This is a genomic window from Photorhabdus namnaonensis, from assembly GCF_001684335.1.
Taxonomy (GTDB): Bacteria; Pseudomonadota; Gammaproteobacteria; order Enterobacterales; family Enterobacteriaceae; genus Photorhabdus; species Photorhabdus namnaonensis.
The window spans coordinates 1-25900 of the sequence record NZ_LOIC01000001.1 but is presented as its reverse complement, the minus strand read 5'-3'; the positions used below and the strand labels follow the sequence as shown (position 1 = coordinate 25900).

Genomic DNA, 25900 nt, shown 5'->3' with positions numbered 1-25900 from the left:
AAATAACCGCAGGTTAAGTAACATATCGTTTATTTTCTTTTATTTAAATTACTCAGCGAATTAGACAGTGGCACAACGAGATTATGTGAGTCGCGGGCGTTCAAACACCCGCCGTAAAAATACCGATAAGAAAAAATACCAATCCCAAGGGCTGCCAAAAGCAACGCTGGCCGTCGCGGTAGCATTAGTCGTTATCTTCATTGGTGGTCTTTACTTTATTACCCACAATAAACAAAAAAGCGAACCAGAAGTCGTGCCAAAACATTCTCAGCAAAACGGTGGGTTACCGCCAAAACCGGAAGAGCGCTGGCGCTATATCAAAGAATTGGAAAATCGTCCCGTTGGTATCGAGACACCACGTGAGCCCTCATCCGGGGGGCAAATCAATTCACAAACTCAGCTAACCGCCGAGCAACGGCAGTTACTTGAACAAATGCAAGCAGATATGCGCCAACCGGCGACTTCGCTGCCAGAAGTGCCATACAATGGTGTTCAAGTGCCACGTTCACAAGTGATCATCAAACCATCAGCGGAAACACAACAACCGCTGGAAACAAAGCCGCAACCACAGCCTCAACAAACGTTACCACAACAACCAATGCAGACTCAGACAGTTCGGCCACAAACGCTACCACCAGCCGAAACCGGTAAACCTAAACCCGTAGAGAAGGCACAGCGTATGATTTTGCAATGTGGTTCATTCCGCAATATGGACCAAGCTGAATCAGTACGGGCCAATCTGGCATTTGCAGGTATTGAGAGTCAGATCACAACGGGAGACGGCTGGCATCGTGTTGTTCTTGGCCCCTACAGTAAAAACACCGCAGAAAAAATGCGGGAGCGCCTGAAAGGCGTTGGCGTATCAGGTTGCCTTCTCCGTGTTACTGGGGGTTGAAAAATTATAATTCTCCCCCATCTATACTGCTAAACACCGTGCACACGGTATTTTCGATAGCCGTATATACTGTCGAAAGTACCGTGCGTCACATTTATCTATTTTTGTAACCAAGGGCTTACTCGTGACTACAATCGTAAGTGTTCGCCGTAATGGCCAAGTCGTAATCGGTGGTGATGGACAGGCGACGATGGGTAATACCGTCATGAAAGGCAATGTCCGTAAAGTTCGCCGCCTCTATAATGACAAAGTAATCGCGGGTTTTGCCGGCGGTACAGCAGACGCTTTTACTCTGTTTGAACTGTTTGAACGTAAACTTGAAATGCACCAAGGACATCTAACCAAGGCTGCGGTTGAGCTTGCTAAAGACTGGCGCACTGATCGCATGCTACGCAAACTGGAAGCACTGCTGGCAGTCGCAGATGAAAATGCCTCTCTAATCATTACAGGTAGCGGCGATGTTGTTCAGCCAGAAAATGACCTGATTGCCATTGGTTCCGGTGGCCCATATGCACAGTCCGCCGCACGGGCAATGCTGGAAAATACTGACCTCAGCGCCAGACAAATCGCAGAAAAAGCGCTAACAATTGCCGGTGATATCTGTATTTACACTAACCATAATCACAACTTCGAAGAACTTCCTTCAAAAGCGTAAGGGTAGATAGTATGTCTGAAATGACTCCACGCGAAATTGTCAGCGAACTTGACAAACACATTATTGGTCAGGACAAAGCGAAACGCGCTGTAGCTATCGCACTCCGTAACCGCTGGCGTCGTATGCAGCTAGATGAAACGCTGCGCTACGAAGTAACGCCTAAAAATATCCTGATGATTGGCCCAACTGGGGTAGGTAAAACCGAAATAGCCCGTCGCTTGGCAAAACTGGCAAATGCGCCATTTATCAAAGTCGAAGCGACAAAATTCACCGAAGTTGGCTATGTTGGTAAAGAAGTCGACTCTATCATCCGTGATCTGACCGATGCCGCAGTTAAAATGGTTCGCCTGCAATCCATCGAACAAAACCGTTATCGGGCAGAAGAACTGGCAGAAGAGCGTATTCTTGATGTCCTGATCCCACCAGCAAAAAATAACTGGGGACAAACAGAGACGCAAGTCGAACCATCAGCCGCACGCCAGGCATTCCGTAAAAAACTACGCGAAGGTCAACTGGATGATAAAGAAATCGAGATTGATGTTGCCACCACACCTGTAGGCGTCGAGATCATGGCGCCTCCGGGCATGGAAGAGATGACGAATCAGTTGCAATCTATGTTCCAAAACCTTGCTGGTCAGAAACACAAATCTCGTAAGCTAAAAATCAAAGATGCTTTCAAACTACTAGTCGAAGAAGAAGCCTCTAAACTGGTGAACCCGGAAGAATTAAAACAGCAAGCCATTGATTCCGTTGAACAACACGGTATTGTCTTCATTGATGAAATCGACAAAATTTGTAAACGCGGTCAAACTTCAGGCCCTGATGTTTCCCGTGAAGGTGTTCAGCGTGATCTGTTGCCACTGGTGGAAGGCTGTACGGTATCCACTAAACACGGCATGGTAAAAACAGACCACATCCTGTTTATCGCCTCAGGTGCATTCCAGGTTGCCAGCCCTTCCGATCTGATCCCTGAATTACAAGGGCGTTTGCCAATCCGCGTGGAACTACAAGCATTAACCACAGAAGATTTTGAGCGTATTCTGACTGAACCAAGTGCATCTCTGACAGAACAATATAAAGCTCTTATGGCAACAGAAGGAATGAACATCAGTTTCACGACTGATGGTATCAGCAAAATCGCTGAATCAGCATGGCAGGTAAATGAATCAACCGAAAATATCGGTGCTCGTCGCCTGCATACTGTACTTGAACGATTGATGGAAGATATCTCCTTCGAAGCCAGCGAGCGCCAAGGTCAGTCAGTTAACATTGATGCCGACTATGTTAAACAGCATCTAGATGAACTGGTTGCAGATGAAGATCTGAGCCGCTTTATCCTATAATCGGTGTATACGATTCCTGATCCACTGTAATTAATGATGGGAGGCTTGCCTCCCATTTGTTTTTTATAAATTTACAGGAGTAAGTGAACGCAGAAATGAACTCATCAACCTCCATTAGTCAAACTCAAGCATGGCTGGAAAGTTTGCGTCCTAAAACGCTGCCGCTCGCCCTTGCAGCCATTATTACTGGTTCAGCGCTCGCTGCCTGGACAGGGCATTTCAAGCTACCGGTTGCTTTACTGGCGCTATTAACAGCAGCCATACTGCAAATTCTGTCCAATCTCGCCAATGATTACGGTGATGTTATCAAAGGTAGTGATACTGAAAAGCGTATCGGGCCACTACGTGGTATGCAAAAAGGCATTATTACCGCCTCACAGATGAAAAAAGCGCTGAAGATTATTGTCCTGCTAGCTTGCCTGTCTGGTGGTGCCTTGATTGCCGTTGCCTGTGAAGAACCCGGCGATATATTCGGTTTTCTGGTACTTGGCCTGCTAGCAATTATTGCCGCAATTACCTATACCGTTGGCGCAAAGCCTTATGGCTATATGGGGCTTGGCGATATTTCAGTCCTGATTTTCTTTGGCTGGTTAAGTGTTGCCGGTACTTATTATCTTCAAGCAGGTTTTTTTGACTCGGTTGTCATACTCCCGGCTACAGCCAGTGGTCTCCTCTCTACTGCTGTTTTAAATATCAATAATTTGCGTGATATCGAAGATGACAAACGGCATGGCAAAAACACCCTAGCTGTCCGCCTCGGCCCTAAAAAAGCCCGTTACTATCACGGCTGTTTAATAATCACAGCAATACTTTGCTTGGCATTATTCACCGTACAAAACTCGTCTGGCTGGTCAGGCTGGCTGTTCCTGCTCGTTCTGCCTTGGTTGTTCACACATATGTGGTATGTACTTAATGAACCCACACCAGAGGGAATGCGTCCAATGTTGGGGCAGATGGTTAAAGCGGCATTACTGACTAATATTCTATTTTCAATTGGTCTTATTTTTAACTAGACAGCATTTGTGCTGCTTTTCCGGGGAAGTTGAACTTAATCATTCTATACCTGTTAACAATATCAATTTAATAATTGATGATTTTGCTAACATCGACCTGAAAGGGATATACTTACTGTTCCATACCTTAACCAGACGTAAATCCTATGAAATATGATACTTCCGAGCTTTGTGACATCTATCAAGAAGAAGTAAATGTGGTAGAACCTATGTTCTCCAATTTTGGCGGGCGTACTTCATTTGGTGGTCAAATCATCACGGTTAAATGCTTTGAAGACAACGGGTTACTTTACGACCTGCTTGAAGAGAACGGTCATGGACGCATTTTACTGGTAGATGGTGGTGGTTCTGTACGCCAAGCATTAATTGACGCTGAGCTGGCACAACTCGCCGTGCAAAATGGATGGGAAGGCATTGTTGTTTACGGTGCTGTACGTCAGGTTGACCAGCTAGCAGAATTCGACCTCGGTATTCAAGCTATAGCCGCTATTCCTGCTGGTTGTCGTGATGAAGGAACCGGTTCAAGCGATATCCGGGTGAATTTCGGTGGTGTCACCTTCTTCTCTGGCGATTATTTGTATGCCGACAACACCGGTATCATTTTGTCCGAAGAGCCACTGGGACTTGATGAGAGTGGAGAAGATGAGATCATCTGATGACAACGTATAATAGAATTAAGGGCGATTTTTTAGATCGCCCTTATTTGTCTGCTGGAAATTTGTAATTACTGAACATCTTCCATTTTGCCCAACAAAGCACGCAAACGTTCTTGCCATACTTGTTGCTCTTGCTTTAATTGCTCATTCTCATGAGTCAGGGACTCACGGCTGCTAGCGGCATTCTGAATTTCCTGAGACAAAGATCGGTTTTTTTCTTTTAATTCTTCAATTTCCATTTGTAGCAGGGTAATAGTATCAATCGCCTGCTGAACCTTGGCTTCCAGCTTTTCAAAAACTTCAAATGACATTCTCGGTTCCCCCTTATAAGCAATTGTCTGATTGTATGTAGCCAACGCGCCCCTGTCTAGCAACATCCCCAACACATGAAAAATAACTACCAAATAAAAACCTCAAAGTGTCTCACACTTTAATTTTTAGCAAAATAGCGGATAAATGCGGATTCGCTCATTTTGTTGACACAACACACACATTTCAATTTCGCTATTTCTCGTTTCCGCGCATTAACGATAAATTTACATTTTCCTCCTTTCAATGCTGGAAGGCGACAATAATAACTACCCCTCTAAAATCTTCTTCGTAGGATAGAACATATGAGCCAAACCACTAGCACGACATTAACCGGACAATGTATCGCTGAGCTTCTTGGTACCGCACTATTGGTTTTCCTTGGCGTAGGCTGTGTTGCCGCTGCACGTATTGCCGGCGCACAATTAGGTTTATGGGAAATCAGTATTATTTGGGGTATGAGCGTTGCGTTGGCTGTTTATCTTACCGCAGGTGTTTCCGGTGCTCACCTTAACCCAGCGGTGACAATTGCCTTATGGTTGTTTGCCCGTTTTGATGGCAAAAAAGTTATCCCTTTTATTATTGCCCAGATGATTGGTGGCTTTATCGCTGCCGCTCTCATTTACATGATGTACTACAGCGTATTCCTTGATTACGAACAGGTACATAATATCGTTCGCGGTACTCCTGAAAGCTTGTTTACAGCGGGTGTATTCTCTACTTATCCAATGGCGTCACTGTCCATTTCTCAAGCTTTTATGATAGAAGTTATCATTGCCGCTATTCTGGTCTGTTTAATTCTGTCACTAACTGACGATGGTAACGGTATTCCTCGCGGTCCTCTAGCTCCGTTACTGATTGGTATTGTAGTTGCCGTTATCGGAGGTGCATTCGGCCCATTAACCGGTTTCGCGCTGAACCCGGCCCGTGACTTTGGCCCCAAATTAATTGCTTATCTAGCGGGTTGGGGAGATATTGCCCTGACAGGTGGACGTGAAATCCCTTACTGTCTGGTTACTCTGACCGCACCCATTATCGGCGGTATTGTCGGAGCATTTGGCTACCGCAAACTTATTGGTCGCCATTTACCCTCTGATGTTCATAAAACTGAAGATCAGAAGAAAAAGAGAGCCTAGAGTAGAGTATTACCAGAACAGGTTATTATCATGACAACAGAAAATATGATTGAGACAAAGTACATTGTCGCCCTTGATCAAGGAACTACCAGCTCCCGAGCGATAATTCTTGATCACGACGCCAATATTATCTCAATTTCCCAAAGAGAATTTACGCAAATTTACCCTAAACCGGGTTGGGTAGAACACGATCCAATGGAAATTTGGGCAACCCAAAGCTCAACTTTGGTAGAAGTATTGGCGAAAGCGGATATTAGTTCTGATCAGATTGCCGGTATTGGTATTACCAATCAACGTGAAACGACGATTATTTGGGAAAAAGAAACCGGTAAACCTATCTACAATGCCATCGTTTGGCAATGTCGCCGTACCGCGGACGCATGTACTAAACTAAAACAAAAAGAGGGATTGGAAGAATATATTCGCCAGAATACAGGGCTGGTCGTTGACCCTTATTTCTCTGGCACCAAAGTAAAATGGATCTTAGATAACGTCCCAGGCGCCCGTGAACGGGCTGAAAAAGGTGAGCTACTGTTCGGTACTGTGGATACTTGGCTGGTATGGAAAATGACCCAAGGCCGAGTTCACGTTACCGATTTCACAAACGCCTCTCGAACAATGCTGTTCAACATTCACAATCTAGAATGGGATCAGCATATTCTTGATGAGTTACAAATCCCGCGCTCCCTACTGCCTACCGTTCATTCATCTTCTGAGATTTATGGTCAGACCAACATCGGCGGTAAAGGCGGCACCCGGATCCCTATCGCAGGTATCGCAGGTGACCAGCAAGCTGCTCTATATGGTCAACTTTGTGTCCAACCGGGTATGGCGAAAAACACCTACGGAACAGGCTGTTTCCTGCTGATGAATACAGGCACAGACGCTGTGCGCTCCAATCATGGATTACTGACAACCATTGCCTGTGGTCCCCGCGGTGAAGTGAACTATGCACTTGAAGGTGCGGTTTTCGTTGGTGGCGCTTCTATTCAGTGGCTACGTGATGAACTGAAACTTATTGCAGATGCTGCTGATTCCGAATACTTTGCCACCAAAGTTAAAAATAGTAACGGCGTATATGTGGTTCCCGCTTTTACCGGCCTTGGCGCGCCATATTGGGACCCCTACGCACGCGGCTCAATCTTTGGCCTGACCCGCGGCACCAACAGTAATCACATCATTCGTGCGACGCTGGAATCCATCGCCTATCAGACCCGCGATGTCCTGGATGCCATGCAAGCTGATTCAGGCGCCCGACTGCAAGCACTGCGGGTAGATGGCGGTGCTGTTGCCAATAATTTCCTGATGCAATTCCAATCAGATATCCTTGGCACCCGCGTAGAACGCCCTGTGGTGCGTGAAAGCACTGCATTGGGCGCCGCATTCCTCGCAGGATTGGCGGTTGGTTACTGGAAAGATCTCGATGAAGTGAAAAGCAAAGCCACCATTGAAAAAGAGTTCCGTCCGGGTATTGAAACCACCGAACGAAACTACAGATACAATGGCTGGAAAAAAGCGGTTGCCCGCGCACAGGATTGGGAAGATAAAAGCTAAGATTTGCTGAATAAAAGAGAGGGGGGAATAAGTTCCCCCTTTCTTTAACTGCTTGATTAAACGACATGTCCGTGACGCTGCATCCTATGCGCCAACGGTAACCAGCAAATCAGGATCAAAACTGACGTAAAGAACATCAGCATACCCACGCTGAATTGATTATTTTGCGGCAGCATTGCGGATAACCAGGTTGCTAAGCCAGAACCAACATTCTGCAAACCGCCGACCAACGCCCCTGCTGCACCTGCCAGATAAGGAAAAGGCTCCATTGCCCCGGTTGTTGCCAGAGGAAACAACATTCCCGCACCGAAGAAAAAGAGCGCGGCAGGCACCAATAGCGTCCAAATATTCATGACGCCGAACCATCCCGGCAACCACATCAACGCACCGGCCAATAAACAGCAAACCACTGAATGCCACATCAAATTATAAAAAGTTCTGCCTTCTCGCCCAGCATACCATGCACCAAAGAAAGCCGCTGGAATGGGCAAAATAAACAAAATACTGACGGTAATACTGTTCAACCCAAGCACTCCCCCCATCAGCACACCACTACAAGCCTCAAAGACCGCAATCCCTGACAGACCACCAATTAACATCACCAAATAAGCAGTAAACGAGCTATTTGATAACAGTTGATGGAAAGAAGTGAGCATTTTTCGTTTTTCGGTTTGCTGCGGCCGAGTTTCCGGCAACTTACAAAACACGTAATAAACAACACCAATACACAAAAGTAATAAAAACAGATAACAGGAACGCCAACCAAAGAAATGCGCGACCACACCGCCAATCATCGGCGCAAGTAACGGACTAACTAAAATTCCCATATTCAACAAACTATTAGCATAACGCAGCGCAGTACCAGTATATAAATCCCTTGGCATCGTTCTGGACATCACACCTGCAACCCCCGTTCCTAATCCTTGCAAAGCACTGGCAACAACCAACACATCTAAATTAGGAGAGAATAAAGCACAGACAGTCGCAAACAGGAAAATGATCATACCGGTCAGGATAACCGGGCGCCGACCAATTTGGTCTGAAAGAGGGCCGTAAAAAAGCTGTGAAAGCCCATAAGAAAACAGATATGCAGCCATCACACGTTGTACAGAGCCTATCGGCACATTAAAATCTTTAGCAATATCTGCAATAACAGGCACATAGATTGTCTGTGTCATCTGCCCTACAGCAGCCAGTGCAATCAATATCAGCAATAAATGAAAGTTTTCTAATTTTCTCATCGCATTCACAATAAGTTTATACAATTCATAAAGTCACAAGAAACCCCAGGCTATGTAAAAAATGGCCTGTATTCTCTTACTCCACTAATGTGACTAACTTAACAAATTTAAAATATTTTGCGAGATAGTGCACAATTTTATTTGTAGAAAAAATAACAGTTAATTACGCCATATCTGGCAACAAATATGTACATATAAAACTAAGTATTAATAAAATAATGGTTAATTTTTCTATAACACAGAATCGATAATGGTACTTATCTCTATAGGACTAAAATAGCGACATAAAAACAAACGGTTCGGAGATTTCTTTCGGGATAGGAGATAAGTTCCAATGGCAAACTGGGTTACAGGAAAAGTTACACAAGTTATTCACTGGACGAATACCTTATTCAGTATCAGGATATATGCACCGATTGAAGAATTCACCGCTGGTCAGTTTGCAAAACTAGCGATGGAAATAGATGATGAACGAGTACAGCGGGCCTACTCTTACGTTAACGCCCCGACAGATAACAATCTTGAATTCTATTTAGTGACGGTTCCTGAAGGCAAACTTAGTCCACGATTAGCCGCGCTGCAACCCGGTGATGATCTATTAGTGACAGAACAAGCCGCAGGTTTCTTTATTCTTGATGAAATACCTGATTGCAAAACATTATGGATGCTCTCAACGGGAACAGCTATTGGCCCTTATCTGTCAATTCTTCAACAAGGGGACTACCTGGAAAGATTTGAGAACATCGTACTGGTGCATGCAGTCAGGCTCACACAGGATTTAAGCTATCTGCCCTTAATGCAACAACTAGTTGAACATTTCAATGGCAAATTACGCATTCAAACTATCGTCAGCCGTGAACAAAACCCCGGCTCACTGACCGGCCGTATCCCGGCACTGATTGAGAATGGCGAACTTGAGGCCGCTGTCGGGCTTACAATGAGCAGTGACAACAGCCATATTATGTTATGCGGTAACCCTCAAATGGTGAAAGATACCCAACAATTGCTAAAAGAGCAGCGAGGAATGACAAAACACTTACGCCGTAAACCGGGGCATATCACCAGTGAGCAATATTGGTAATTTCAGTCATCTTTGACAGAAATAAAGTCCACTTTCTCTGTTGCTTCACTAAACCGGTTTGGCCCATCGGTGCCACGGAATACACCGCAATCAAGCACCATCATTACAATGATCAATGTGGGGATAAAACGGCCAATCCCCCATTGCCAGAACGGAGCCATACCCCCCCAATCAACAGCAATCAACAACCCTGCCAGTAATAAAAGCAGCGACCACCCTCCCTGCTTATTTCGGTCATGCAGACGCTTAACCATCATTGCCGTTGCGGGATACATCACCAAGACAAGGGCAAAAATAGCATAGTGCATGGTTAAAGAATTCATTCCCTGAATAGTCAAGATAACAAATATCAAGGCCAGACAAACACTAATGCCAATCCAGAATTCACGCCGCCCAATTCGTCCTTTGAATGCAAAACCCCATTGTTGTAATGTCATCTATTCTTTTCCAATCGTGTATTCTGTTTCTCAGCGCAGTTTAACCTAAGCGAGCGGCAACATGAAAATGGACGTTAATAAATTTTTAGCCATAATATTCGCGGCAAGCAGCATCGGTTTGCCGTTGGTAGCCAATGCTGATGAATCCACAACCACTGGACCCACAGTGCAAGCAACCTATCTTCTACCAAATGCTCCCTCTTTTGATGAAACCATTCCGCGATTTCGCGAAAAATATAATCGCCACAACCCGACATTGCCACTACGCGAGTATCGAGTAATCATAAGTAAAAACATTTATCTGCCACTGACACGAGCTGCCAGCAGAATCAATGAAAAACTTTATTCTTCCGCCGTACTTGAGCGAGGGAGTGAAAAAATCAAAAGCCTGCAACTGACGTTATTACCATCAGAAAGCGAAACAGAAACACAGAAAAACCATATTCTGGCAGAACAATATATGATAGCTCTGATGCGCCACTTTAACCCGACTATTTCACAGGAACAGAGCAAAGAGAATATTGATCACTTGCTCAGAAACAGCAAAAAATCGCCATTTTACAGCCGCAACATCGGCGCCATTCGCTATATTGTGGTAAATAGTAGCGAAAAAACGCTTACTTTCGCCGTTGAACCGATTAAGCTATGGTTATCTGAACCCGATAACTAATCAAATTTAGGAATAAAAAAAGCTATTGTTTACAATGATCACTATACTGTGGAGCATTGATCTACCAAATCGATCCTAAATTCAGCTTACTACTTAAACTTCTCTGATTGGAGGAAAAAACATGCGACATCCATTGGTGATGGGTAACTGGAAATTGAATGGCAGTACCCATATGGTAAACGAACTTATCACTGACCTGCGTAAAGAATTAAGCAGTATTACCGGCTGTGACGTCGCTATCGCGCCACCAGCACTTTATCTCTCTCAGGCTAAACAAGCGCTGGCTGGCAGCCGTATTGCTCTGGGCGCACAGGATGTTGACGTTAACCTATCTGGTGCATTTACCGGTGAAACTTCCGCCACAATGTTGAAAGACATTGGCGCAGAATACATTATCATCGGCCACTCTGAACGCCGTACTTACCACCAAGAAAGTGACGAATTCATCGCGAAAAAATTCGCCATTCTTAAACAACAAGGTCTAATCCCTGTTTTGTGCATCGGCGAAACTGAACAGGAAAATGAAGCCGGACAGACTGAAACCGTATGCGCAAGGCAAATTAATGCAGTTCTGAACACATTGGGCGCAGAAGCATTCCAAGGCGCGGTCATTGCTTACGAACCTGTTTGGGCAATTGGTACAGGCAAATCAGCAACACCGGCACAAGCTCAGGCTGTGCATAAATTCATTCGTGATCATATTGCGAAAAGAGACGAAGTAATCGCACAACAGATCATTATCCAGTACGGTGGCTCTGTGAACGCGGATAATGCCACTGAACTATTCGCTCAGCCAGACATTGACGGCGCATTAGTTGGTGGTGCCTCTCTAAAAGCTGATGCTTTCGCTATTATTGTAAAAGCAGCTGCTGCGAAAAAAGCTTAATTCATATTTCAACGATAATTGACCGCCGTATGCCTACGGCGGCTATTCATTTTCAGCGCTGAATAATCTCATCAAACACGCCGCCCGTCGCAAAATGCACTTTTTGCGCTTTTCCCCAACCACCGAATATTTTATCGACAGTAAATAATTCCAACTCAGGAAAAGAAGAGCGATACTTATCGGCAACTGTTTTATCACGTGGCCGATAATAGTTTTTAGCCACTATCTCCTGTCCAACTGGAGAGTAAAGGTATTGCAGATATTCTGTTGCTAGCTCACGGCTATGACGTTTATCAACGACCTTATCAACAACAGAAACCGTCGGTTCAGCCAGAATTGAAAGGCTAGGTGTCACAATTTCGAATTTATCTTTATCAAGCGCATTAATCGCCAATAATGCCTCATTCTCCCAGGCAATTAATACATCACCGATTCCACGCTCGACAAAAGTACTGGTCGCTCCTCTTGCGCCAGAATCGAGCACTTCAACATGCTGGTAAAGGGTTTTAACAAACGCTTTCGCTTTGTCCTGATCCTGATTGTTATGAATCAACCCATAACCCCATGCGGCCAGATAATTCCAGCGTGCGCCACCTGATGTTTTTGGATTAGGCGTCACAACAGATACGCCTGGACGAACCAAATCTGACCAATCTTTAATCTGTTTTGGATTACCTTTCCGCACTAAAAAAACAATGGTTGAAGTATAAGGGGCTGAATTCTCTGGCAAACGCTTGATCCATGCTTTCGCTATCCGACCACGTTCGGCAATGGCATCCACATCATAGGCCAAAGCCAGTGTCACCACATCCGCCTCAAGGCCATTAATAACAGAAGTTGCCTGTTTACCCGAGCCACCATGAGATTGCCGGATTATCACTTTATCCCCTGTCTTCTGCTGCCAATAATCACTAAACGCTTGATTATATTGCTGATACAACTCTCGGGTTGGATCATAGGAAACATTAAGAAGTTGAAGATCTTTTGCCCATACGCTGCTACTGGTAACCAATAGTAACGCCAATGCTACACGCCATCTGATTCTCACTTAAATCTCTCCAAAGCTGTTTTTAACTGTTATGAAATCCAAGGCTGACAGAAAGCGTTATCACTCAGAAATAATTAAAAGCATTTATTTATATGTGATAGGAATATGTGACTGCTCCCCGCCGTAAAAAACGGCGAGGCTGCAACAGATGTAGATTTACCGGGATTGACGCGATCAATACAACTTTTTCGCGGTTTCCAACCAATCCTGTTTAAACACACGCTTCATATTCTGCACTGCATCAATGATGTCATGATGAACAAGTTTCTCGTTCTGAATACCAACACAACGACCACCATAACCTTCCAACAATAATTGAATGGAATACGCCCCCATACGGGAAGCCAGAATACGATCATAAGCAACCGGGGAACCACCACGCTGAACATGGCCTAAGACTGTAGCACGGGTTTCATGATGCGTCTCTTTTTCGATATGTCTCGCCAGTTCATAGACATCACAAACATGTTCGGTAATTGCAACAATGGCGTGGCGTTTGCCTTTATCGATACCCGCTTTAATTTCAGCTACGAGCTCATCACAACTAAATGAGACTTCCGGCAGAACAATAAATTCACAACCGCCTGCAATAGCGGCTGACAAAGTAAGATCACCGCAATATCGTCCCATCACTTCAACAATGGAAATACGTTTATGGGAAGTTGAAGTGTCACGCAGACGGTCAATAGCTTCAACCACCGTTTCCAGCGCAGTGAAATAGCCGATGGTATAGTCCGTACCCGCCACATCATTATCAATCGTGCCCGGCAAACCGATGCAAGGGAAACCCGCTTCTGTCAGTTTCTTCGCCCCAAGATAAGAACCATCGCCACCAATGACGACCAATGCATCAAGACCATTTCTTCTCATATTTTCAATAGCGATGGTCCGCACCTTCTCATCTCTAAACTCAGGGAAACGAGCGGAGCCTAAGAAAGTCCCACCGCGGTTAATCATGTCGGATACACTGAAACGGTCAAGTTTCTTCATGCGGTTTTCATACAAGCCAAGATAACCATCATAAACACCGAAAACCTCTAACCCTTCGGTTAACCCTGCACGAACCACACCACGAATAGCTGCATTCATACCTGGCGCATCACCGCCACTCGTTAAGACACCGATTCTTTTGATCCCATTGCTCATGATGACCTCTGACTTGTAGATGTAATAATTGCAAACCCGCTAACGGCGGATTCCGTATGCGATCATTTTGCCTGAGAAATCTGCCTTTTTAACCTGTTACTACTTTAACCTGTTACCACCTAGCATACTGAAACAATCAAGCTGAATTGATTCAACTTTCATATAATACGGTAAAAAACCAAGTCTGCATCAACATAAGTCCCTTTTTTGAGATCAAATTGGCTAAAAAGCCATTTAATTATGCTGCTATAGCTCTTAAGATCATCAATCAACCTCCGAGAAATCCTATCCTTAATATTCCCGTCCATACTGGACAAGGGTTTACAGCGTTTTTTGCCAATGCAGCGAGGTTGACGTACAAAATGCGGTGCACTTTACCGCTCATTGGCTAGGGTATAAACCATATCTCCAGCTCGTTTACCAATAGCAATGACGAGCAAGATAATCTCATTATCATTCACCTCATAAATCAAGCAATAGCCAGAAGACCGCAATTTGATTTTATACCGGTTAACTCGACCACTTAGTCTTGCTGACGGCACATGAAGGCTTTCTAATAAAGGCCGTCATCAACAACAGGAAACCAGCACTGCGGCAATCCATACCACAGTGCTGATTCAGCATAATCTTTATTCATTACGTTGGTATCTTTCCATCATGTATAGAAATAACGCGTCAGGTGGAAAAATACCGGTGCTGCAAAGCATAAAGAGTCGATCCTATCCAACATACCGCCATGTCCTTCAATCATTTCGCCGAAATCTTTAATGCCACTATCACGTTTTATCGCTGACATACACAGACCACCAATAAAGCCCATCAGCGTAATTGCTAACGACATCAAACCTGCCTCCCACGGAGAAAATGGCGTTACCCAGTAAAGTGACATTCCTAACAAAACGGAAGCCAAGATACCACCGGCAAAACCTTCAACTGTTTTATTCGGACTCAACTTAGGCACAATCGGATGTTTGCCAAACAATTTACCGAATACGTACTGCAAAACATCCGACATCTGCACCACAATCATTAAAAACAGCAATAATTCGACATTCTCCCCTTCATAACCTGGAATATCCAACATCAATAAAGCGGGCGCATGGCTAATACAGAATACAGCAACTAACATTCCCCACTGTATTTTAGCTGTCCGTTCCAGAAAGTTCGTTGTATCCCCAGCCAATGCAATACGAGCAGGTAAAAACAGGAAAACATAAACAGGAATGAAAATAGAAAACACGCCATACCACTCAATACCAACGGCAACGTATTGCAATGGCATGAAAATAAAGAAACACCAGAACATCGCCTCATGGTCACTTCGTCGTGTTGGTGTCAAAGTGAAAAATTCCCGTAAAGCGAAAAATGACATACTCGCAAATAATAACACTGAACCGATTGGCCCAATAATCACCGACAACACACAAATAACACACATCCCCCACCAGCCACGGATGCGGGCATTCAAATTATCGATTGTCGCATTACTGTTATCCCTTGAATATTTGGAGGAGAGTATCGCACCAACAATACTGGCAATAATTAACGGCACGAACATCCCCCCCAACAACAGGAGTAGTTTATTATTAAGCATAGTCATAATATTAACGCCTCCAATGCCTGACGAGCTCGCTGTAAAAAGTCAGCTTTTTCCTCTTTTGCACCTAATTTTTCCAGGGGTTGCCCAAATGTTGCCGAGCAAATAACAGGAACAACAAGTGCCGAGCCTTTTGGCAAGACTCTGTTTAAATTTTCCAAATAAACAGGAATAAGCTCAACATCAGGATATTTCTTCGCTAAATAATACAGACCGCCTTTAAACTTATTAATTTGCTCCCCACTTCCTCGTGTCCCCTCTGGGAACAAAATTAAAGACTCACCTCGTTTTAATACATCTTCCATTGGCGTAAGAGTATTTCCCTTTAAACAATCCTCACCTCTACGATCAATCAGCACAGCCCGAAAAACTTTATTGATAAAATATTTGCGCAGATAAGTCTTACTCCAATAATCACGGGCAGCGACAGGATGCACCCGAGAACGTAATACCCGAGGAAAACCAGCCCAAATAACTAACCCATCCAAATGACTCGAATGATTGGCATAATAAATTCGGGAAGCTACCGATGGCTTACACCCAATCCAACGAATTCTTACCCCAGTTAACAAACGGCAAAGCCCGGACAGGAAAGAACCCATACCTTTACTTACCAACGTCACTTCTTGTGATTTATTCATTACAAGCATCCTTCTCTTGTAATTCACTTAATATAACTCTGGTTCGCCGAATACATGTCCAAAGACAACCTAATGTGATAACGACTAATACCGCCAATAAAAGATACTGGCTCCATAACTGCGGTAAAAAAGCGGCAACAATTGAACTAACAGTAATTAATGCCATCCGATGCTGTTTTGCCATTGGACCCAGGAAGCGTTGAGGCAAACCACAAGTACCCCCTAATAAGCGAATATAAGCCGTCAAAACAGCCAGTAATGCCGCAATACAGCCAAGAGAAACTGCAAATGGAAAAAGTGTTAAGCCATACCCCACCCCAATCAGAATAAAAGAATCAGCAATACGATCTGGAAGATCGTTAAAAACAGAACCAGCAGCCGTCTTCAATCCCCCTTCAACAGCAACCATACCATCCAATAAATTACATATTAGCCGACCTTGAATAAGCAAAGCGCCAATAATCAATAAAAGTGAAGTCAACCAAAAAGACTCAACTAAAAAACACACGGCAAAACACACGCCAGCTAATACAGCAAAAACAACGCTGGCAACAGATATGCCATTTGGTGTCGCCCCTTTACATTGCAACCATTTAGCCATCTTACTGGCCCACACTGCATTGCGTGTCTTGATCGGACGCCGATCTTTTACCTCGTTACCAGACATATCCTTTCCCTTTTTGAGCACAAATGAACAATCAAATCTACTTAAGTTAAATGAAATAAGATAAACAGGATTGGTTAGAATAACAACAATAAAAAACCATCGGAAAGAGTACCGCCTGACCAAATCGGACAATTAATAGACTAAAGGGCCTTGTCAGAGCTGACTCGCAACAGTTTCCATTTGTCATGAAAACAGCACGACTCTCACTGCAAAGAAGAAGACTCAATAGCCAGAGCACCACATCAGATCGCTTACTACAGAATTGCTCAAGGGTCTCATATATGAATAAAGCCACCTTATACAATTTTGAGATTAACTGTACTTATTCCATTCAATTTTCTAGCAAATAAACAAAACACACTTACTGCCTATTCCAACAGCCATAATGAATTACAGACCATTCTTATGAACGAACAGTGAATACAAAAATGTGCAAGAAATGGTGTTTTTTATGTAGTTGTTATAGAAGGAATAAAACCCTTACCAAGACTCAAGTTGAAAAGGTGCGGATGCAAAGCCAAGCCAATCTGGAACGAATAATCGTTATTCTGGCCTTTATTTCTTCGTCTTTAGCGATGGCAATAAGAAAGAGTCATCTGACAAAGTTGAAACAGCAAATAAAACCCTCGCTGATTATAAAAAAGAGCCACAAAGCAACAGGCAGAAAATTGATCTCAAAACTGGAGAACCAATTGGGTTAATAGAGTAACAAATCTAACCCTACATACTGGGTGGGACTATTTAAGGCATTATTCATTGATTATAATGGGATTTTAAAATGAATTATCCACATCTCATCTACTTTATAATTGAAACCCTTAACAAAAACCCTTCGTATTTCGAGAGGCTTTTTATAACTCAGTTTACTGTCAGACAAAGAAATGCTCCCAGTTATCTGGCTGGAATATTCTTTAAATTCACCTCAAAGTTTTTTACTTAAAAAAGCCCGGTTATTTTTCTGGAGATGTACAATATTCTGAGAATTTTTATATTTTCTATATCCTCATCGTAACGGTAGAACATGATGAAAGGAAAATGAAGGACAACGAGTTTTCTATAACGTTCATCTGGGCTGTTACGAGCCTTTATGCCTGCATATGGGCTAACTTTCAGAAGTTCAGCCATTTCCGAAAATTTTGTATCAACTTTATCAGCCAACAACAGCCCAGCCTGCTCAAAGAAGTAGAGATAAATTTGCTCCCGGTCAGTTTGGGGGGTTTCTTCCCATGAAATACGTATCACTTTATCCCCTGCTCAGCTTATTACGCAGTAGAGCCATCCGGCGCTGGCTTTCAACCTCATCAATAAAATGAGCCGAACCGTTTTCACATCGGTCAATTGCTTTCTCAATTTCCGCTTCTAACCAGTGAGCATGGGTATTTTTTTGATACTCACGTTCTTCATTCGCCAAATCTTCGGCTTTTTGTCTCATTAACTTTGTTAAGTCTGTCTGATGGCGTTTGGCAGTTTGCATGGCTAAACGCTTGGTTTCTTCATCAATACGAAAATGAATCGTCTCCATTCACCCTCCTTCGTTCACTATTGCCTCAAAGAATGTTGTCATTTGTGTTGTCATATTAGCAAAATAGCCTGAAAAATGATAACCCGCCATATTTAGGAGGCCAGTAAAAAGCAAGCCAGAGAAAACCGATTAACCCCGTGGGGGAATAAAGATCTACAAACGACGAAAGGAGGCGATAAAGCGCAGTTTTGCGGATGCGAAGCAACATCACGGACACCGTTATACCCGTTTTCGTGGGTCGCAGAAAGTGCAAATATAGTGTTTTTTGGCAGCAACAGCCCAAAATATCAAGAAGATAACATTGCTGATCGCAATGCTTTGTTGCTTTTATTTCTGGAGAACAAGCATTTTATTGCAGGAGAAGTGAAAATAACGCCCTGACGGAGGGTTAGACCAGGTTAATGAGGAAAATGGAGACATTATGATTCGTAACGAAAGAAGCAACCCCTTTATTTTCAACGAGGTTTGTCAGCAGTTTGAAACCCCTCATATATGTATGAGGGGTTATAAGCCCTTTGCGGGAGAAATTTTTAACAAAGCCCTTATAGGGAATAATCATACTCTAGTTGATAGAATCCAAAAGTCAACTTTCAGATTTACCGATAAGACTTGATGCGCCGATGATTTTGATTATTGCACGTTGTATCTTTTCAACATCTTCACACGTCAAATTATTGCTGAAATTGTTCATAGCTAAAATAACGTGCTCAAGCACCAAAAATATTCGTTTTTAGTAACTGATATTCATGTCACTTCACCTTGCCAAAAAATTTATACACAAGCTATCTTTGCATGAGTCAACTAGATTAAATAAAATATATAGCAATTAAATCTTTAATTTTCATAAATATAGGTAGTCGCCGGGTATCTGCGATAACTGCCAACTTTTCTCTACACCAACCATAAGAACAAAAACATTTGTTTGTGCAATCCCATTCTTTTGACCGATAGATCAGTGACTTATCGATTGCAAAAAGCTATTGCCAAATCTCCTCAAATGGCAATTAGTTAACGCAACCATTGTCTGCAAAATTTATTGGTCAAAGAAGGCATTGCTGATCGGGTTGGTAGGACTAAGCAGAACGTTGGTAATGCGGCCTGATCTGCCGTATACTTGACGTATTAACTATTAATACATTGGTGAGATATGAGAAAAATTACTACTGTCAGTATGGGCGAACAGCTTGACAGGTTCGTACAGCACATGGTTGAAAGTGGTCGTTATGGAAATGCCAGTGAAGTTATGCGTTCAGCTCTGCGTTTGCTGGAGCAACAAGAAACTTACGATGAGATTGTACGCAAGGCGGTTATTGCTGGCTTGGAAAGTGGGGAAAGCTCGCTGACCCTACGGGATATAGCGGAACAACGGAAACGCAGACATAATGTATAAGCTCACGGATCAGGCTGCTGAAGATTTTGCTGGGATTTATGATTATACACTTTTGCAGTTCAGTGAAGCTCAAGCTGACCATTATACGGAGGCACTGGAAGCATTTTTTGACACGCTAGCTGAGATGCCACATATAGGGAGGGAATACCCATCTGTCCCAGGTGTAATGCGGGTTGAGTTTCACCGCCACACGGTTTTCTATACTATCCGGGATACCGATATTCTGATTGCGCGTATCCTTCATCAACAGATGAATCACCCCCGTCATCTTCTTTGAGCGGGCGGATGCTACGTTGTTAAGCAACCGTAGCACTCAAAAGTGTCCACACTTAAAAATTTCCACGCTACTTATGGGAAATTATAGTTAGCAAGTCTGAATTGCAACCTGATTTATGATAACGATGATCTTCGATATGAAAATCATAAATCGCTGTTAACTATCAGAACATAACTGGCACATCATGTTCGAATTTAAAAATGGTGATGCTTATACTTTAAACTTGGAGGATTATCACTAATGAGACAAGCTATTGTTTCTCATCCGGGCGTTATGGTATCCAACATGCTGGAGGATTTGGGGGGTTGGCGTTCACTAGTTTGCTAAAAACATCGGCGTAACTCCAGCGACGATTTCCCGCTTTCTTTCGGGCAAAACGGCGTTAACCCCGGAGCTCGCCATCCGCCTGTCTGCTGCACTGGGGAGTAATCCAGCGTTTTGGATGCGCTTACAGACGAACTACGACTTGCGCCAACTGGAAGATGAAATCGACACGTCAGAGATTGTTCTCTACGGCGACAATGACGAAACACCGCAGATCACTTCAAAGCATTAAGCAAAAGTAAAAAACCAACAACCCCAAGCAGCAATAAAAACAAGTTTCGTCATTGTCCGGCATTATCTATTTTATTGAAGTTCCCGCTCAAGCAGCTGAACTATGAACTGGTTCTTTGAGACTGCGTGTGATATTGTCACCGCAGTCAAGCGAGCTTCCAGCCAGCCAGGATAACGAAGAGTAAAAGATTTTAGCTTGCCCTCCTCCTTGAATGGGTTAATTCCCTCTTCCTCGCACGTTTCTATATATTCAGCCAGTGAGATTTGTCCCTCTTTTTCAAGCCCGTCAATACTGTTTGATACGAAATCACAATATCCGGTGACATCCAGAAATTTGCCGCGAAAGGCCCTAATTTCTGCTTCGTAGGTAACAGAAGCAGGATGGCCGTCGATAGTCATAATGTTGTTGCTTTTAATCATGTTCGACTCCTATTACATTTTCGAACCACTCACGAAGGCCATTGACTGCGCCTTTATCCATTACGTTACCAGGATGAGGTTGATGAGTCTGATAGACTGAGCCCATGAGGATAAACTTCCGGCGTGATCCGTTGCCGTTCTTGATCTTCCCCCCCAGTTTGTTAATCAGGCTGACTACATCATCCCATTTTATGCCGGATTTCGGCGGGATGGTCAGCACATCCGCAAGGATCTTGCGGTGCTTTGAACTCAGCTCTTTAACCTTAATCATCTTTCATCCCATTGACGTCATTTGATGATATCATTCTATTTTGGTCCCATTATGATGTCAAACAATGACGTCGTTTTTCGCTTCTTAAGTTTGTTAATTGGGGCTTGAGTTGAGTAGACCCGCCGGTTACCCGGACGTGCTGAACTACCGCATCCGGCTCCCGACAGATCAGAATACCAGCACGGTCTGTTGTCCACTATCAGGATGCGGTGGAACCGCTTCAATCAATGTCGGCTTGGTGACGAACCGCACAAAGGTTTCATGACTAACAAACGTTGAGCCACAATTAATATTCTGGCACTGGTTGTAACGTTCCTTAGTTTGAGGCGTGTGTTCAAAACTGCTGCGAGTGTGGGCGGCATGGCCACATAAGGGGCATCTCATCATAGCGCGAGTACCTCAACAAACAGGTTGCCATAGCTGAAACTGGCACTAAAGCAACTATACCATATCTGAATCAGAAATTTTTACTTCCAATCGCAAAGATGACGTTAATCCGCTGTCATCCAAGGTATGAGTGACAGTAACCAGAGTCCAGTCTGCCATATCAATCTCAGGCTTGAAGCCGCTCACCCTGACTTTCATTTCAAGAAACAGCTCTGGCCTTCCCTTCGCCAGTCGAATAGAGAATGACGCCACACCGCGCTGAATTTTCTCCCATTCTGCTTTAGCTGCACGTTCGGCATTGGCCTTGTTAGCATAGATGTGCTTCATCACAAAAACGTTACCCTCACTGCCAACCAGATAATGGTCCTGTTTTTTCTTTTCTTGCTGCGGATTAGTCTTACTTCGCTTGCGTTTGACAGTGATGTTCTCTTTTTTCCTCGGATTACGAGTATTAAGCCAACTGGCGGAAACGCCGGTATAAGCGCCCCGGTCAGCCAGTGAAAAACGGTGATCGTCTCCAGATTGCCGGGTAATGATAACCGAAGGCAGGGACTGCCCGCTGGCGGCTTTGTTCTGCCCCTGTCGGATAAAAAGCAAATAACCATTCTTGATAGTAGCAATGGCACTCTCCTGTTTTGCCAACCGGGTTAGAAAATTGCCGTCAGATTCGTTGGTCTGGTCAATATGGCTGAGAGTGATGTTGGCTAGCATTTTGTCCACTTTCGGCGTCAAATCGTTACGCACGGCAATAGTGTGCACAATATCACTGATCGTTTTCTGGTGATAAGCCACCTCGCGATTGATATTAAGCGTCGCCCGAAAATCTGCACTGCGGGCACGGATGATTATCTTGTCCGGCGCACCACTGTATTCGATTTCATCCACAATAAACTTGCCTTTGTGGATCAGTCTATCTAGCTTCCAAACAACTAAAGTATCTCCTTTTTTAAGTTGTCTTAAAGCCCGCTTTAAACCGGGTCTGTTAGTTGTTTTTCCACTTAATTTATCCTCAAAGATTTGTTCACAATTTATACTCATCAAAGCATTTTTTTGTAAATCGCTGTTTTGGTCATTTGTTGACACCCGGATATAACCGATCTTTGACATGTAAATTCCGTCGCCGCACATAGAATAAATTGTATTTATCAAAATTAGCTCTATGTGTGAGTGTGCGGAAAACCTCACGCTGACTTACAGTGCTTCCATTTGTATAGGTCGCTCAGACGGCTTTTTTAGATCAATTAACGTTCAAAATGAGTGTTTGTAGGAATGTAGAAAGAAACGAGTGAAATGCAGTCAATTATTGACTATAAAAGGGGCTAAATAAACCACATGTTTTGATAAAAAGCGCGGCGCAGAAATTTTATCAATTTAAATGACGCGCTTTTTCAATTTACGCGGCTCGCTACACCCAACGAGAAATTGTCTGCCGGATACTGTTCAATCCATATTTTCGTTCATAATTGCGGATAATCTTGATAATGGCCCGTATGCCGTATTCTGGTGACACAAACTGACAAAATGACGGGTCTGTTTGTATGTCGTGTAATCCCAGCCATTTATCGCCGTGGCGAATATTGCCCGGATTATGATTGCGAACACCTCTAGTCACATGATTTGTCTCCCAAACGTTTATTAATTGCGCGAAGGGCAAATTCACGCAGTTTTTCAACACCAATAAAACCAATGGCGCCACCCTGTATTTTCTCGGCACCAATGCCCGCACCGCGCAAAGCTATCACGGCAATCTCTATCTGGATGAATATTTCTGGATTCCGAAATTTCAGGAACTGCGCAAGGTAGCATCCGGTATGGCGATGCACAAAAAATGGCGCTAGACTTACTTTTCTACCCCGTCCAGCCTGACCCACAGCGCATACCAGTATTGGTCAGGCAAACTGTTTAACCGTGGCCGCGCCAAGGCCAATCGCATTGACATTAATATTAGCCATCAAGCATTATCCGGCGGCCTGCTATGTGCCGATGGTCAGTGGCGGCAGATCGTCACGGTTGAAGATGCCGTCAGGGGCGGCTGTAATCTGTTTGATATTGACCAGTTACGGCTGGAATACAGCCCGGACGAGTACCAGAACCTGCTGATGTGTGAGTTTATGGACGATATCGAATCCATTTTCTCACTGCAACTGATGCAGGGTTGCATGGTCGATAGCTGGGAAATCTGGGACGATGTGCAACCCCTGATGCTACGCCCCTATGGTTATCACCCTGTCTGGATCGGTTATGATCCCGCCAAAGGTGGCGAGAATGGCGACAGTGCCGGCTGTGTCGTAGTCGCTCCACCGCGGGTACCGGGTGGCAAATTCCGCATCCTTGAACGTCATCAGTGGCGTGGAATGAACTTTCGCGCTCAGTCTGACGCCATTAAACGACTGACGGAACAGTACAACGTCGAATATATCGGTATTGACTCGACCAGCGTCGGGCATGGGGTTTACCAAAACGTCAAAGAATTTTTCCCGTCTGTGCGGGAATTTGTCTATAACCCCGCCGTTAAAAACGCGCTGGTACTTAAGGCATGGGACATTATTGGTGCTTTGTAGGGCATGAGATCCTTTTTTGATCTTGCGGATTGGTGCGGGGAATGGAGGGTTATGCCCCTTATGCGCACCCGCAACAAAAGAATAAAAAACGATCACTTTATTAATGATAAGGATATTTTGATATCGTTAACACCACAGGCACGCGCATAGCGACTGAGTGTATCAATGGATGCCTTAACGATATTTCTTTCTATTTTTGATACAGTCGGTGGTTTGATACCCATTTTTTCAGCAACCTGAGCGCTGGTCAGCCCAGCATGTTTCCGCCATTCAGTCAGCATATTCTGCATCTCAATCGCGAACTCAAGCTCTTTCTCCTCTTCCGCTAACGTGGCTTTAAATCGGGGGTTTTCTTTGGTTCTTTCCTCAATGTAGAGGTCTAAGTCATCACGCATCATATTTCCTCTTAATCTCTTGATGGTTCTGTCAGTTCATTTTTTCGCGCAATCGCTATCCTGAGTTCATTCAGGGGAGTGGCATTAGTTTTTTTCACAAAGCATCGTAACAGATAGATTTTCTTCCCTGTAGCATAACAAAAAAAACTTCTGGCTATTCCGTCTTTGGCTTTTGCTCTCAGCTCAAACAGCCCTTTATATCCCTCTATCGGTTTCGAATGCGGCTCTCCTGTTTCTGACATTCCGTCTCTATCGGAATAAAACTGCCATCCGTCCATAACTTGAACGACTGTTCACCTATGTTGATTTTTCCTCCGATGATTAATGACTTCGCCATAGCCCGGCTAAAATCCATGCCGATTGAATCCGCATAATCGATAACTTTTTCCACTAACAGATCACCGCCTCTGGCCGTACTGTCACACCCCGTACAGTTATTGACAGAACTCCAAGGATTAGAACCATTAAGCGAGAAAAATGTTGCTATGACCCATCTCACAACACCAGAGATAGAACTACTGCTTAATTCTCTAAATAAAGAGGAAAAAAAGCTGGCTTTACTCTGCCTTAGCACTGGCGCGCGCTGGGGGGAAGCGGAAAGTCTGGCAGCTCAACAGGTATTAAAAGGCCGTGTAATTTTTCTAAATACCAAAAATGGAGATCAACGCATCGTTCCCATTTCTGACAAATTAGAGAAAGAAATTCGCGGCAAAAAGAAAATGGGCAAGCTGTTCAATGTTGACTACATAAATTTCTGCAAGATCTTACATGTAGTAAAGCCCGACTTACCTAAAGGGCAAGCAACTCATGTCCTCAGACACACTTTTGCCAGCCACTTCATGATGAATGGAGGGAATATAATTGCATTACAACAGATATTAGGGCACACCAGCATAATCCAAACAATGGTCTATGCACACCTTGCCCCAGACTATCTGCAACATGCCATTACATTAAACCCTCTTAAGGGTGAGATAGAAGTAGAATAAAGCTAGAGAGTGTGGCGAGCGTCCACCGAACGTCCACACTCAAAAACTTTCGTATACTTTCTAACCCCTTCATACTAATGAGATGGTCGCCCTCACCCTGTTAGCGATATATTGACAGCGTGTGATTTATTTTTTTAAGAGGCCATCATCATGAACAC

The 25900-nt window shown here is 43.9% G+C and carries 30 protein-coding genes and 7 pseudogenes; 17 read left to right on the top strand and 20 right to left on the bottom strand.

Annotation, left to right across the window (positions count from 1 at the left end):
- Nucleotides 1-67: 67 nt before the first annotated feature.
- The 5 genes from ftsN to rraA all read left to right on the top strand — a co-directional run bounded on the left by ftsN (nucleotide 68) and on the right by rraA (nucleotide 4562).
- On the top strand, nucleotides 68-895 hold the full coding sequence (gene ftsN / locus Phpb_RS00160) for a cell division protein FtsN (protein ID WP_065388642.1): 828 nt from the start codon (nucleotides 68-70) through the stop codon (nucleotides 893-895).
- Nucleotides 896-1019: 124 nt separating this feature from the next.
- Nucleotides 1020-1550 (top strand): ATP-dependent protease subunit HslV, encoded by a 531-nt coding sequence (gene hslV / locus Phpb_RS00155; protein WP_065388641.1) that lies wholly within the window; start codon nucleotides 1020-1022, stop codon nucleotides 1548-1550.
- A gap of 11 nt (nucleotides 1551-1561) precedes the next feature.
- The gene (gene hslU, locus Phpb_RS00150) at nucleotides 1562-2893 is read left to right on the top strand and encodes an ATP-dependent protease ATPase subunit HslU (protein ID WP_065388640.1); all 1332 of its coding nucleotides are present in this window, start codon (nucleotides 1562-1564) and stop codon (nucleotides 2891-2893) included.
- Between the two features lie 95 nt (nucleotides 2894-2988).
- Entirely contained in the window at nucleotides 2989-3906 is a 918-nt protein-coding gene (locus tag Phpb_RS00145) for a 1,4-dihydroxy-2-naphthoate polyprenyltransferase (protein WP_065388664.1), read from the top strand.
- A 146-nt stretch (nucleotides 3907-4052) separates the two neighbouring features.
- Complete coding sequence (rraA, locus tag Phpb_RS00140; RefSeq protein ID WP_065388639.1) at nucleotides 4053-4562, top strand: ribonuclease E activity regulator RraA; 510 nt, start codon at nucleotides 4053-4055, stop codon at nucleotides 4560-4562.
- A gap of 68 nt (nucleotides 4563-4630) precedes the next feature.
- Here rraA and zapB read toward each other — a convergent pair whose 3' ends face one another.
- Nucleotides 4631-4873, bottom strand: a complete 243-nt coding sequence (gene zapB, locus Phpb_RS00135) for a septal ring assembly protein ZapB (protein WP_065388638.1) — start codon at nucleotides 4871-4873, stop codon at nucleotides 4631-4633.
- A gap of 303 nt (nucleotides 4874-5176) precedes the next feature.
- Here zapB and Phpb_RS00130 point away from each other — a divergent pair, with 303 nt between their 5' ends.
- On the top strand, nucleotides 5177-6007 hold the full coding sequence (locus tag Phpb_RS00130) for an MIP/aquaporin family protein (protein WP_036780131.1): 831 nt from the start codon (nucleotides 5177-5179) through the stop codon (nucleotides 6005-6007).
- Nucleotides 6008-6037: 30 nt separating this feature from the next.
- Entirely contained in the window at nucleotides 6038-7561 is a 1524-nt protein-coding gene (gene glpK / locus Phpb_RS00125; protein ID WP_065388637.1) for a glycerol kinase GlpK, read from the top strand.
- Between the two features lie 56 nt (nucleotides 7562-7617).
- On the opposite strand, the gene emrD is transcribed toward glpK, so the two are convergent.
- On the bottom strand, nucleotides 7618-8802 hold the full coding sequence (gene emrD / locus Phpb_RS00120) for a multidrug efflux MFS transporter EmrD (RefSeq protein WP_065388636.1): 1185 nt from the start codon (nucleotides 8800-8802) through the stop codon (nucleotides 7618-7620).
- A gap of 334 nt (nucleotides 8803-9136) precedes the next feature.
- Between emrD and fpr the strand changes: the two genes are divergently transcribed.
- Nucleotides 9137-9883 (top strand): ferredoxin--NADP(+) reductase, encoded by a 747-nt coding sequence (gene fpr / locus Phpb_RS00115; protein ID WP_065388635.1) that lies wholly within the window; start codon nucleotides 9137-9139, stop codon nucleotides 9881-9883.
- A gap of 2 nt (nucleotides 9884-9885) precedes the next feature.
- On the opposite strand, the gene Phpb_RS00110 is transcribed toward fpr, so the two are convergent.
- Complete coding sequence (locus Phpb_RS00110) at nucleotides 9886-10320, bottom strand: DUF805 domain-containing protein (RefSeq protein WP_065388634.1); 435 nt, start codon at nucleotides 10318-10320, stop codon at nucleotides 9886-9888.
- 67 nt (nucleotides 10321-10387) lie between these two features.
- Here Phpb_RS00110 and Phpb_RS00105 point away from each other — a divergent pair, with 67 nt between their 5' ends.
- Nucleotides 10388-10990 carry a YiiQ family protein gene (locus tag Phpb_RS00105; protein WP_205634715.1) on the top strand — a complete coding sequence of 201 codons (603 nt, stop codon included), beginning with the start codon at nucleotides 10388-10390 and terminating at the stop codon, nucleotides 10988-10990.
- A 121-nt stretch (nucleotides 10991-11111) separates the two neighbouring features.
- On the top strand, nucleotides 11112-11876 hold the full coding sequence (gene tpiA, locus Phpb_RS00100) for a triose-phosphate isomerase (RefSeq protein WP_065388632.1): 765 nt from the start codon (nucleotides 11112-11114) through the stop codon (nucleotides 11874-11876).
- A 52-nt stretch (nucleotides 11877-11928) separates the two neighbouring features.
- Here the strand turns inward: tpiA and Phpb_RS00095 are convergent, their stop codons facing one another.
- From Phpb_RS00095 to Phpb_RS00075, 6 genes and pseudogenes are all read right to left on the bottom strand, one after another.
- A complete protein-coding gene (locus Phpb_RS00095) occupies nucleotides 11929-12924 on the bottom strand; it encodes a sulfate ABC transporter substrate-binding protein (RefSeq protein WP_065388631.1) in 996 nt (331 codons plus the stop codon).
- 174 nt (nucleotides 12925-13098) lie between these two features.
- Nucleotides 13099-14070, bottom strand: a complete 972-nt coding sequence (gene pfkA, locus Phpb_RS00090) for a 6-phosphofructokinase (RefSeq protein WP_065388630.1) — start codon at nucleotides 14068-14070, stop codon at nucleotides 13099-13101.
- 374 nt (nucleotides 14071-14444) lie between these two features.
- Nucleotides 14445-14615, bottom strand: a pseudogene (locus Phpb_RS23175) (type II toxin-antitoxin system RelE family toxin); the annotation flags it as partial.
- A 110-nt stretch (nucleotides 14616-14725) separates the two neighbouring features.
- The gene (locus tag Phpb_RS00085) at nucleotides 14726-15670 is read right to left on the bottom strand and encodes a phosphatidate cytidylyltransferase (protein ID WP_181150209.1); all 945 of its coding nucleotides are present in this window, start codon (nucleotides 15668-15670) and stop codon (nucleotides 14726-14728) included.
- The gene (locus tag Phpb_RS00080) at nucleotides 15667-16308 is read right to left on the bottom strand and encodes a lysophospholipid acyltransferase family protein (RefSeq protein ID WP_036780155.1); all 642 of its coding nucleotides are present in this window, start codon (nucleotides 16306-16308) and stop codon (nucleotides 15667-15669) included. The genes Phpb_RS00085 and Phpb_RS00080 overlap by 4 nt, the downstream gene beginning before the upstream one ends.
- Nucleotides 16301-16975: a CDP-alcohol phosphatidyltransferase family protein gene (locus tag Phpb_RS00075; protein WP_036780157.1), complete on the bottom strand. Its 675-nt coding sequence runs from the start codon at nucleotides 16973-16975 to the stop codon at nucleotides 16301-16303. Before Phpb_RS00075 ends, Phpb_RS00080 begins: the two co-directional genes overlap by 8 nt.
- A gap of 509 nt (nucleotides 16976-17484) precedes the next feature.
- Here Phpb_RS00075 and Phpb_RS00070 point away from each other — a divergent pair.
- Entirely contained in the window at nucleotides 17485-17676 is a 192-nt protein-coding gene (locus Phpb_RS00070; RefSeq protein WP_065388629.1) for a hypothetical protein, read from the top strand.
- Between the two features lie 235 nt (nucleotides 17677-17911).
- Here Phpb_RS00070 and Phpb_RS00065 read toward each other — a convergent pair whose 3' ends face one another.
- Together Phpb_RS00065 and Phpb_RS00060 are read right to left on the bottom strand one after the other, a co-directional pair.
- Entirely contained in the window at nucleotides 17912-18217 is a 306-nt protein-coding gene (locus Phpb_RS00065; RefSeq protein WP_065388628.1) for a type II toxin-antitoxin system RelE/ParE family toxin, read from the bottom strand.
- A 1-nt stretch (nucleotide 18218) separates the two neighbouring features.
- Entirely contained in the window at nucleotides 18219-18497 is a 279-nt protein-coding gene (locus tag Phpb_RS00060; protein WP_065388627.1) for a damage-inducible protein J, read from the bottom strand.
- A 72-nt stretch (nucleotides 18498-18569) separates the two neighbouring features.
- Between Phpb_RS00060 and Phpb_RS24265 the strand changes: the two are divergent.
- The 4 genes and pseudogenes from Phpb_RS24265 to Phpb_RS27195 all read left to right on the top strand — a co-directional run.
- Nucleotides 18570-18864 (top strand): annotated as a pseudogene (locus Phpb_RS24265) (transposase); the annotation flags it as partial.
- A gap of 780 nt (nucleotides 18865-19644) precedes the next feature.
- Nucleotides 19645-19887: a type II toxin-antitoxin system ParD family antitoxin gene (locus Phpb_RS00050; protein ID WP_065388625.1), complete on the top strand. Its 243-nt coding sequence runs from the start codon at nucleotides 19645-19647 to the stop codon at nucleotides 19885-19887.
- Entirely contained in the window at nucleotides 19880-20164 is a 285-nt protein-coding gene (locus tag Phpb_RS00045) for a type II toxin-antitoxin system RelE/ParE family toxin (RefSeq protein ID WP_065388624.1), read from the top strand. Before Phpb_RS00050 ends, Phpb_RS00045 begins: the two co-directional genes overlap by 8 nt.
- Before the next feature lie 331 nt (nucleotides 20165-20495).
- Nucleotides 20496-20588, top strand: a pseudogene (locus tag Phpb_RS27195) (helix-turn-helix transcriptional regulator); the annotation flags it as partial.
- A gap of 203 nt (nucleotides 20589-20791) precedes the next feature.
- On the opposite strand, the gene Phpb_RS00040 reads toward Phpb_RS27195, so the two are convergent.
- From Phpb_RS00040 to Phpb_RS24670, 6 genes and pseudogenes are all read right to left on the bottom strand, one after another.
- Nucleotides 20792-21139 carry a type II toxin-antitoxin system HicB family antitoxin gene (locus Phpb_RS00040; protein ID WP_065388623.1) on the bottom strand — a complete coding sequence of 116 codons (348 nt, stop codon included), beginning with the start codon at nucleotides 21137-21139 and terminating at the stop codon, nucleotides 20792-20794.
- Nucleotides 21132-21410, bottom strand: a complete 279-nt coding sequence (locus Phpb_RS00035; protein WP_065388622.1) for a type II toxin-antitoxin system HicA family toxin — start codon at nucleotides 21408-21410, stop codon at nucleotides 21132-21134. Before Phpb_RS00035 ends, Phpb_RS00040 begins: the two co-directional genes overlap by 8 nt.
- A 168-nt stretch (nucleotides 21411-21578) precedes the next feature.
- A complete protein-coding gene (locus Phpb_RS00030; protein ID WP_023045648.1) occupies nucleotides 21579-21797 on the bottom strand; it encodes an ogr/Delta-like zinc finger family protein in 219 nt (72 codons plus the stop codon).
- Nucleotides 21798-21851: 54 nt separating this feature from the next.
- On the bottom strand, nucleotides 21852-22904 hold the full coding sequence (locus Phpb_RS00025) for a contractile injection system protein, VgrG/Pvc8 family (protein ID WP_065388621.1): 1053 nt from the start codon (nucleotides 22902-22904) through the stop codon (nucleotides 21852-21854).
- 304 nt (nucleotides 22905-23208) lie between these two features.
- Nucleotides 23209-23409 (bottom strand): annotated as a pseudogene (locus Phpb_RS23160) (structural protein); the annotation flags it as partial.
- Nucleotides 23402-23494 (bottom strand): annotated as a pseudogene (locus tag Phpb_RS24670) (phage holin family protein); the annotation flags it as partial. The pseudogenes Phpb_RS24670 and Phpb_RS23160, both read right to left, overlap by 8 nt.
- Here Phpb_RS24670 and Phpb_RS00020 point away from each other — a divergent pair.
- Nucleotides 23483-24346, top strand: a pseudogene (locus Phpb_RS00020) (terminase large subunit domain-containing protein); the annotation flags it as partial. The pseudogenes Phpb_RS24670 and Phpb_RS00020 overlap by 12 nt on opposite strands.
- A 104-nt stretch (nucleotides 24347-24450) precedes the next feature.
- Here the strand turns inward: Phpb_RS00020 and Phpb_RS00015 are convergent.
- Genes Phpb_RS00015 through Phpb_RS24260 form a run of 3 tightly spaced genes read right to left on the bottom strand, consistent with a single transcriptional unit; the run spans nucleotide 24451 to nucleotide 25252 of the window.
- A complete protein-coding gene (locus tag Phpb_RS00015; RefSeq protein ID WP_051691050.1) occupies nucleotides 24451-24756 on the bottom strand; it encodes a helix-turn-helix domain-containing protein in 306 nt (101 codons plus the stop codon).
- A gap of 8 nt (nucleotides 24757-24764) precedes the next feature.
- Nucleotides 24765-24995, bottom strand: a complete 231-nt coding sequence (locus Phpb_RS00010) for a type II toxin-antitoxin system RelE/ParE family toxin (protein WP_165603257.1) — start codon at nucleotides 24993-24995, stop codon at nucleotides 24765-24767.
- Entirely contained in the window at nucleotides 24959-25252 is a 294-nt protein-coding gene (locus Phpb_RS24260) for a hypothetical protein (protein ID WP_205634714.1), read from the bottom strand. Before Phpb_RS24260 ends, Phpb_RS00010 begins: the two co-directional genes overlap by 37 nt.
- On the opposite strand from Phpb_RS24260, the pseudogene Phpb_RS00005 reads away from it, so the two are divergent.
- A pseudogene (locus tag Phpb_RS00005) lies at nucleotides 25200-25742 on the top strand (tyrosine-type recombinase/integrase); the annotation flags it as partial. The gene Phpb_RS24260 and the pseudogene Phpb_RS00005 sit on opposite strands and share 53 nt — an antisense overlap.
- Between the last annotated feature and the right edge of the window lie 158 nt (nucleotides 25743-25900).

Coding starts and splice junctions, on each gene's coding strand:
- hslU (WP_065388640.1), top strand. CDS start 1,562: ATGTCTGAAATGACTCCACGCGAAATTGTCAGCGAACTTGACAAACAC.
- Phpb_RS00145 (WP_065388664.1), top strand. CDS start 2,989: ATGAACTCATCAACCTCCATTAGTCAAACTCAAGCATGGCTGGAAAGT.
- rraA (WP_065388639.1), top strand. CDS start 4,053: ATGAAATATGATACTTCCGAGCTTTGTGACATCTATCAAGAAGAAGTA.
- zapB (WP_065388638.1), bottom strand. CDS start 4,873: ATGTCATTTGAAGTTTTTGAAAAGCTGGAAGCCAAGGTTCAGCAGGCG.
- Phpb_RS00130 (WP_036780131.1), top strand. CDS start 5,177: ATGAGCCAAACCACTAGCACGACATTAACCGGACAATGTATCGCTGAG.
- glpK (WP_065388637.1), top strand. CDS start 6,038: ATGACAACAGAAAATATGATTGAGACAAAGTACATTGTCGCCCTTGAT.
- emrD (WP_065388636.1), bottom strand. CDS start 8,802: ATGAGAAAATTAGAAAACTTTCATTTATTGCTGATATTGATTGCACTG.
- fpr (WP_065388635.1), top strand. CDS start 9,137: ATGGCAAACTGGGTTACAGGAAAAGTTACACAAGTTATTCACTGGACG.
- Phpb_RS00110 (WP_065388634.1), bottom strand. CDS start 10,320: ATGACATTACAACAATGGGGTTTTGCATTCAAAGGACGAATTGGGCGG.
- Phpb_RS00105 (WP_205634715.1), top strand. CDS start 10,388: ATGGACGTTAATAAATTTTTAGCCATAATATTCGCGGCAAGCAGCATC.
- tpiA (WP_065388632.1), top strand. CDS start 11,112: ATGCGACATCCATTGGTGATGGGTAACTGGAAATTGAATGGCAGTACC.
- pfkA (WP_065388630.1), bottom strand. CDS start 14,070: ATGAGCAATGGGATCAAAAGAATCGGTGTCTTAACGAGTGGCGGTGAT.
- Phpb_RS00085 (WP_181150209.1), bottom strand. CDS start 15,670: ATGACTATGCTTAATAATAAACTACTCCTGTTGTTGGGGGGGATGTTC.
- Phpb_RS00080 (WP_036780155.1), bottom strand. CDS start 16,308: ATGAATAAATCACAAGAAGTGACGTTGGTAAGTAAAGGTATGGGTTCT.
- Phpb_RS00075 (WP_036780157.1), bottom strand. CDS start 16,975: ATGTCTGGTAACGAGGTAAAAGATCGGCGTCCGATCAAGACACGCAAT.
- Phpb_RS00070 (WP_065388629.1), top strand. CDS start 17,485: ATGCAAAGCCAAGCCAATCTGGAACGAATAATCGTTATTCTGGCCTTT.
- Phpb_RS00060 (WP_065388627.1), bottom strand. CDS start 18,497: ATGGAGACGATTCATTTTCGTATTGATGAAGAAACCAAGCGTTTAGCC.
- Phpb_RS00050 (WP_065388625.1), top strand. CDS start 19,645: ATGAGAAAAATTACTACTGTCAGTATGGGCGAACAGCTTGACAGGTTC.
- Phpb_RS00045 (WP_065388624.1), top strand. CDS start 19,880: ATGTATAAGCTCACGGATCAGGCTGCTGAAGATTTTGCTGGGATTTAT.
- Phpb_RS00040 (WP_065388623.1), bottom strand. CDS start 21,139: ATGATTAAAAGCAACAACATTATGACTATCGACGGCCATCCTGCTTCT.
- Phpb_RS00035 (WP_065388622.1), bottom strand. CDS start 21,410: ATGATTAAGGTTAAAGAGCTGAGTTCAAAGCACCGCAAGATCCTTGCG.
- Phpb_RS00030 (WP_023045648.1), bottom strand. CDS start 21,797: ATGATGAGATGCCCCTTATGTGGCCATGCCGCCCACACTCGCAGCAGT.
- Phpb_RS00025 (WP_065388621.1), bottom strand. CDS start 22,904: ATGTCAAAGATCGGTTATATCCGGGTGTCAACAAATGACCAAAACAGC.
- Phpb_RS00015 (WP_051691050.1), bottom strand. CDS start 24,756: ATGATGCGTGATGACTTAGACCTCTACATTGAGGAAAGAACCAAAGAA.
- Phpb_RS00010 (WP_165603257.1), bottom strand. CDS start 24,995: ATGTCAGAAACAGGAGAGCCGCATTCGAAACCGATAGAGGGATATAAA.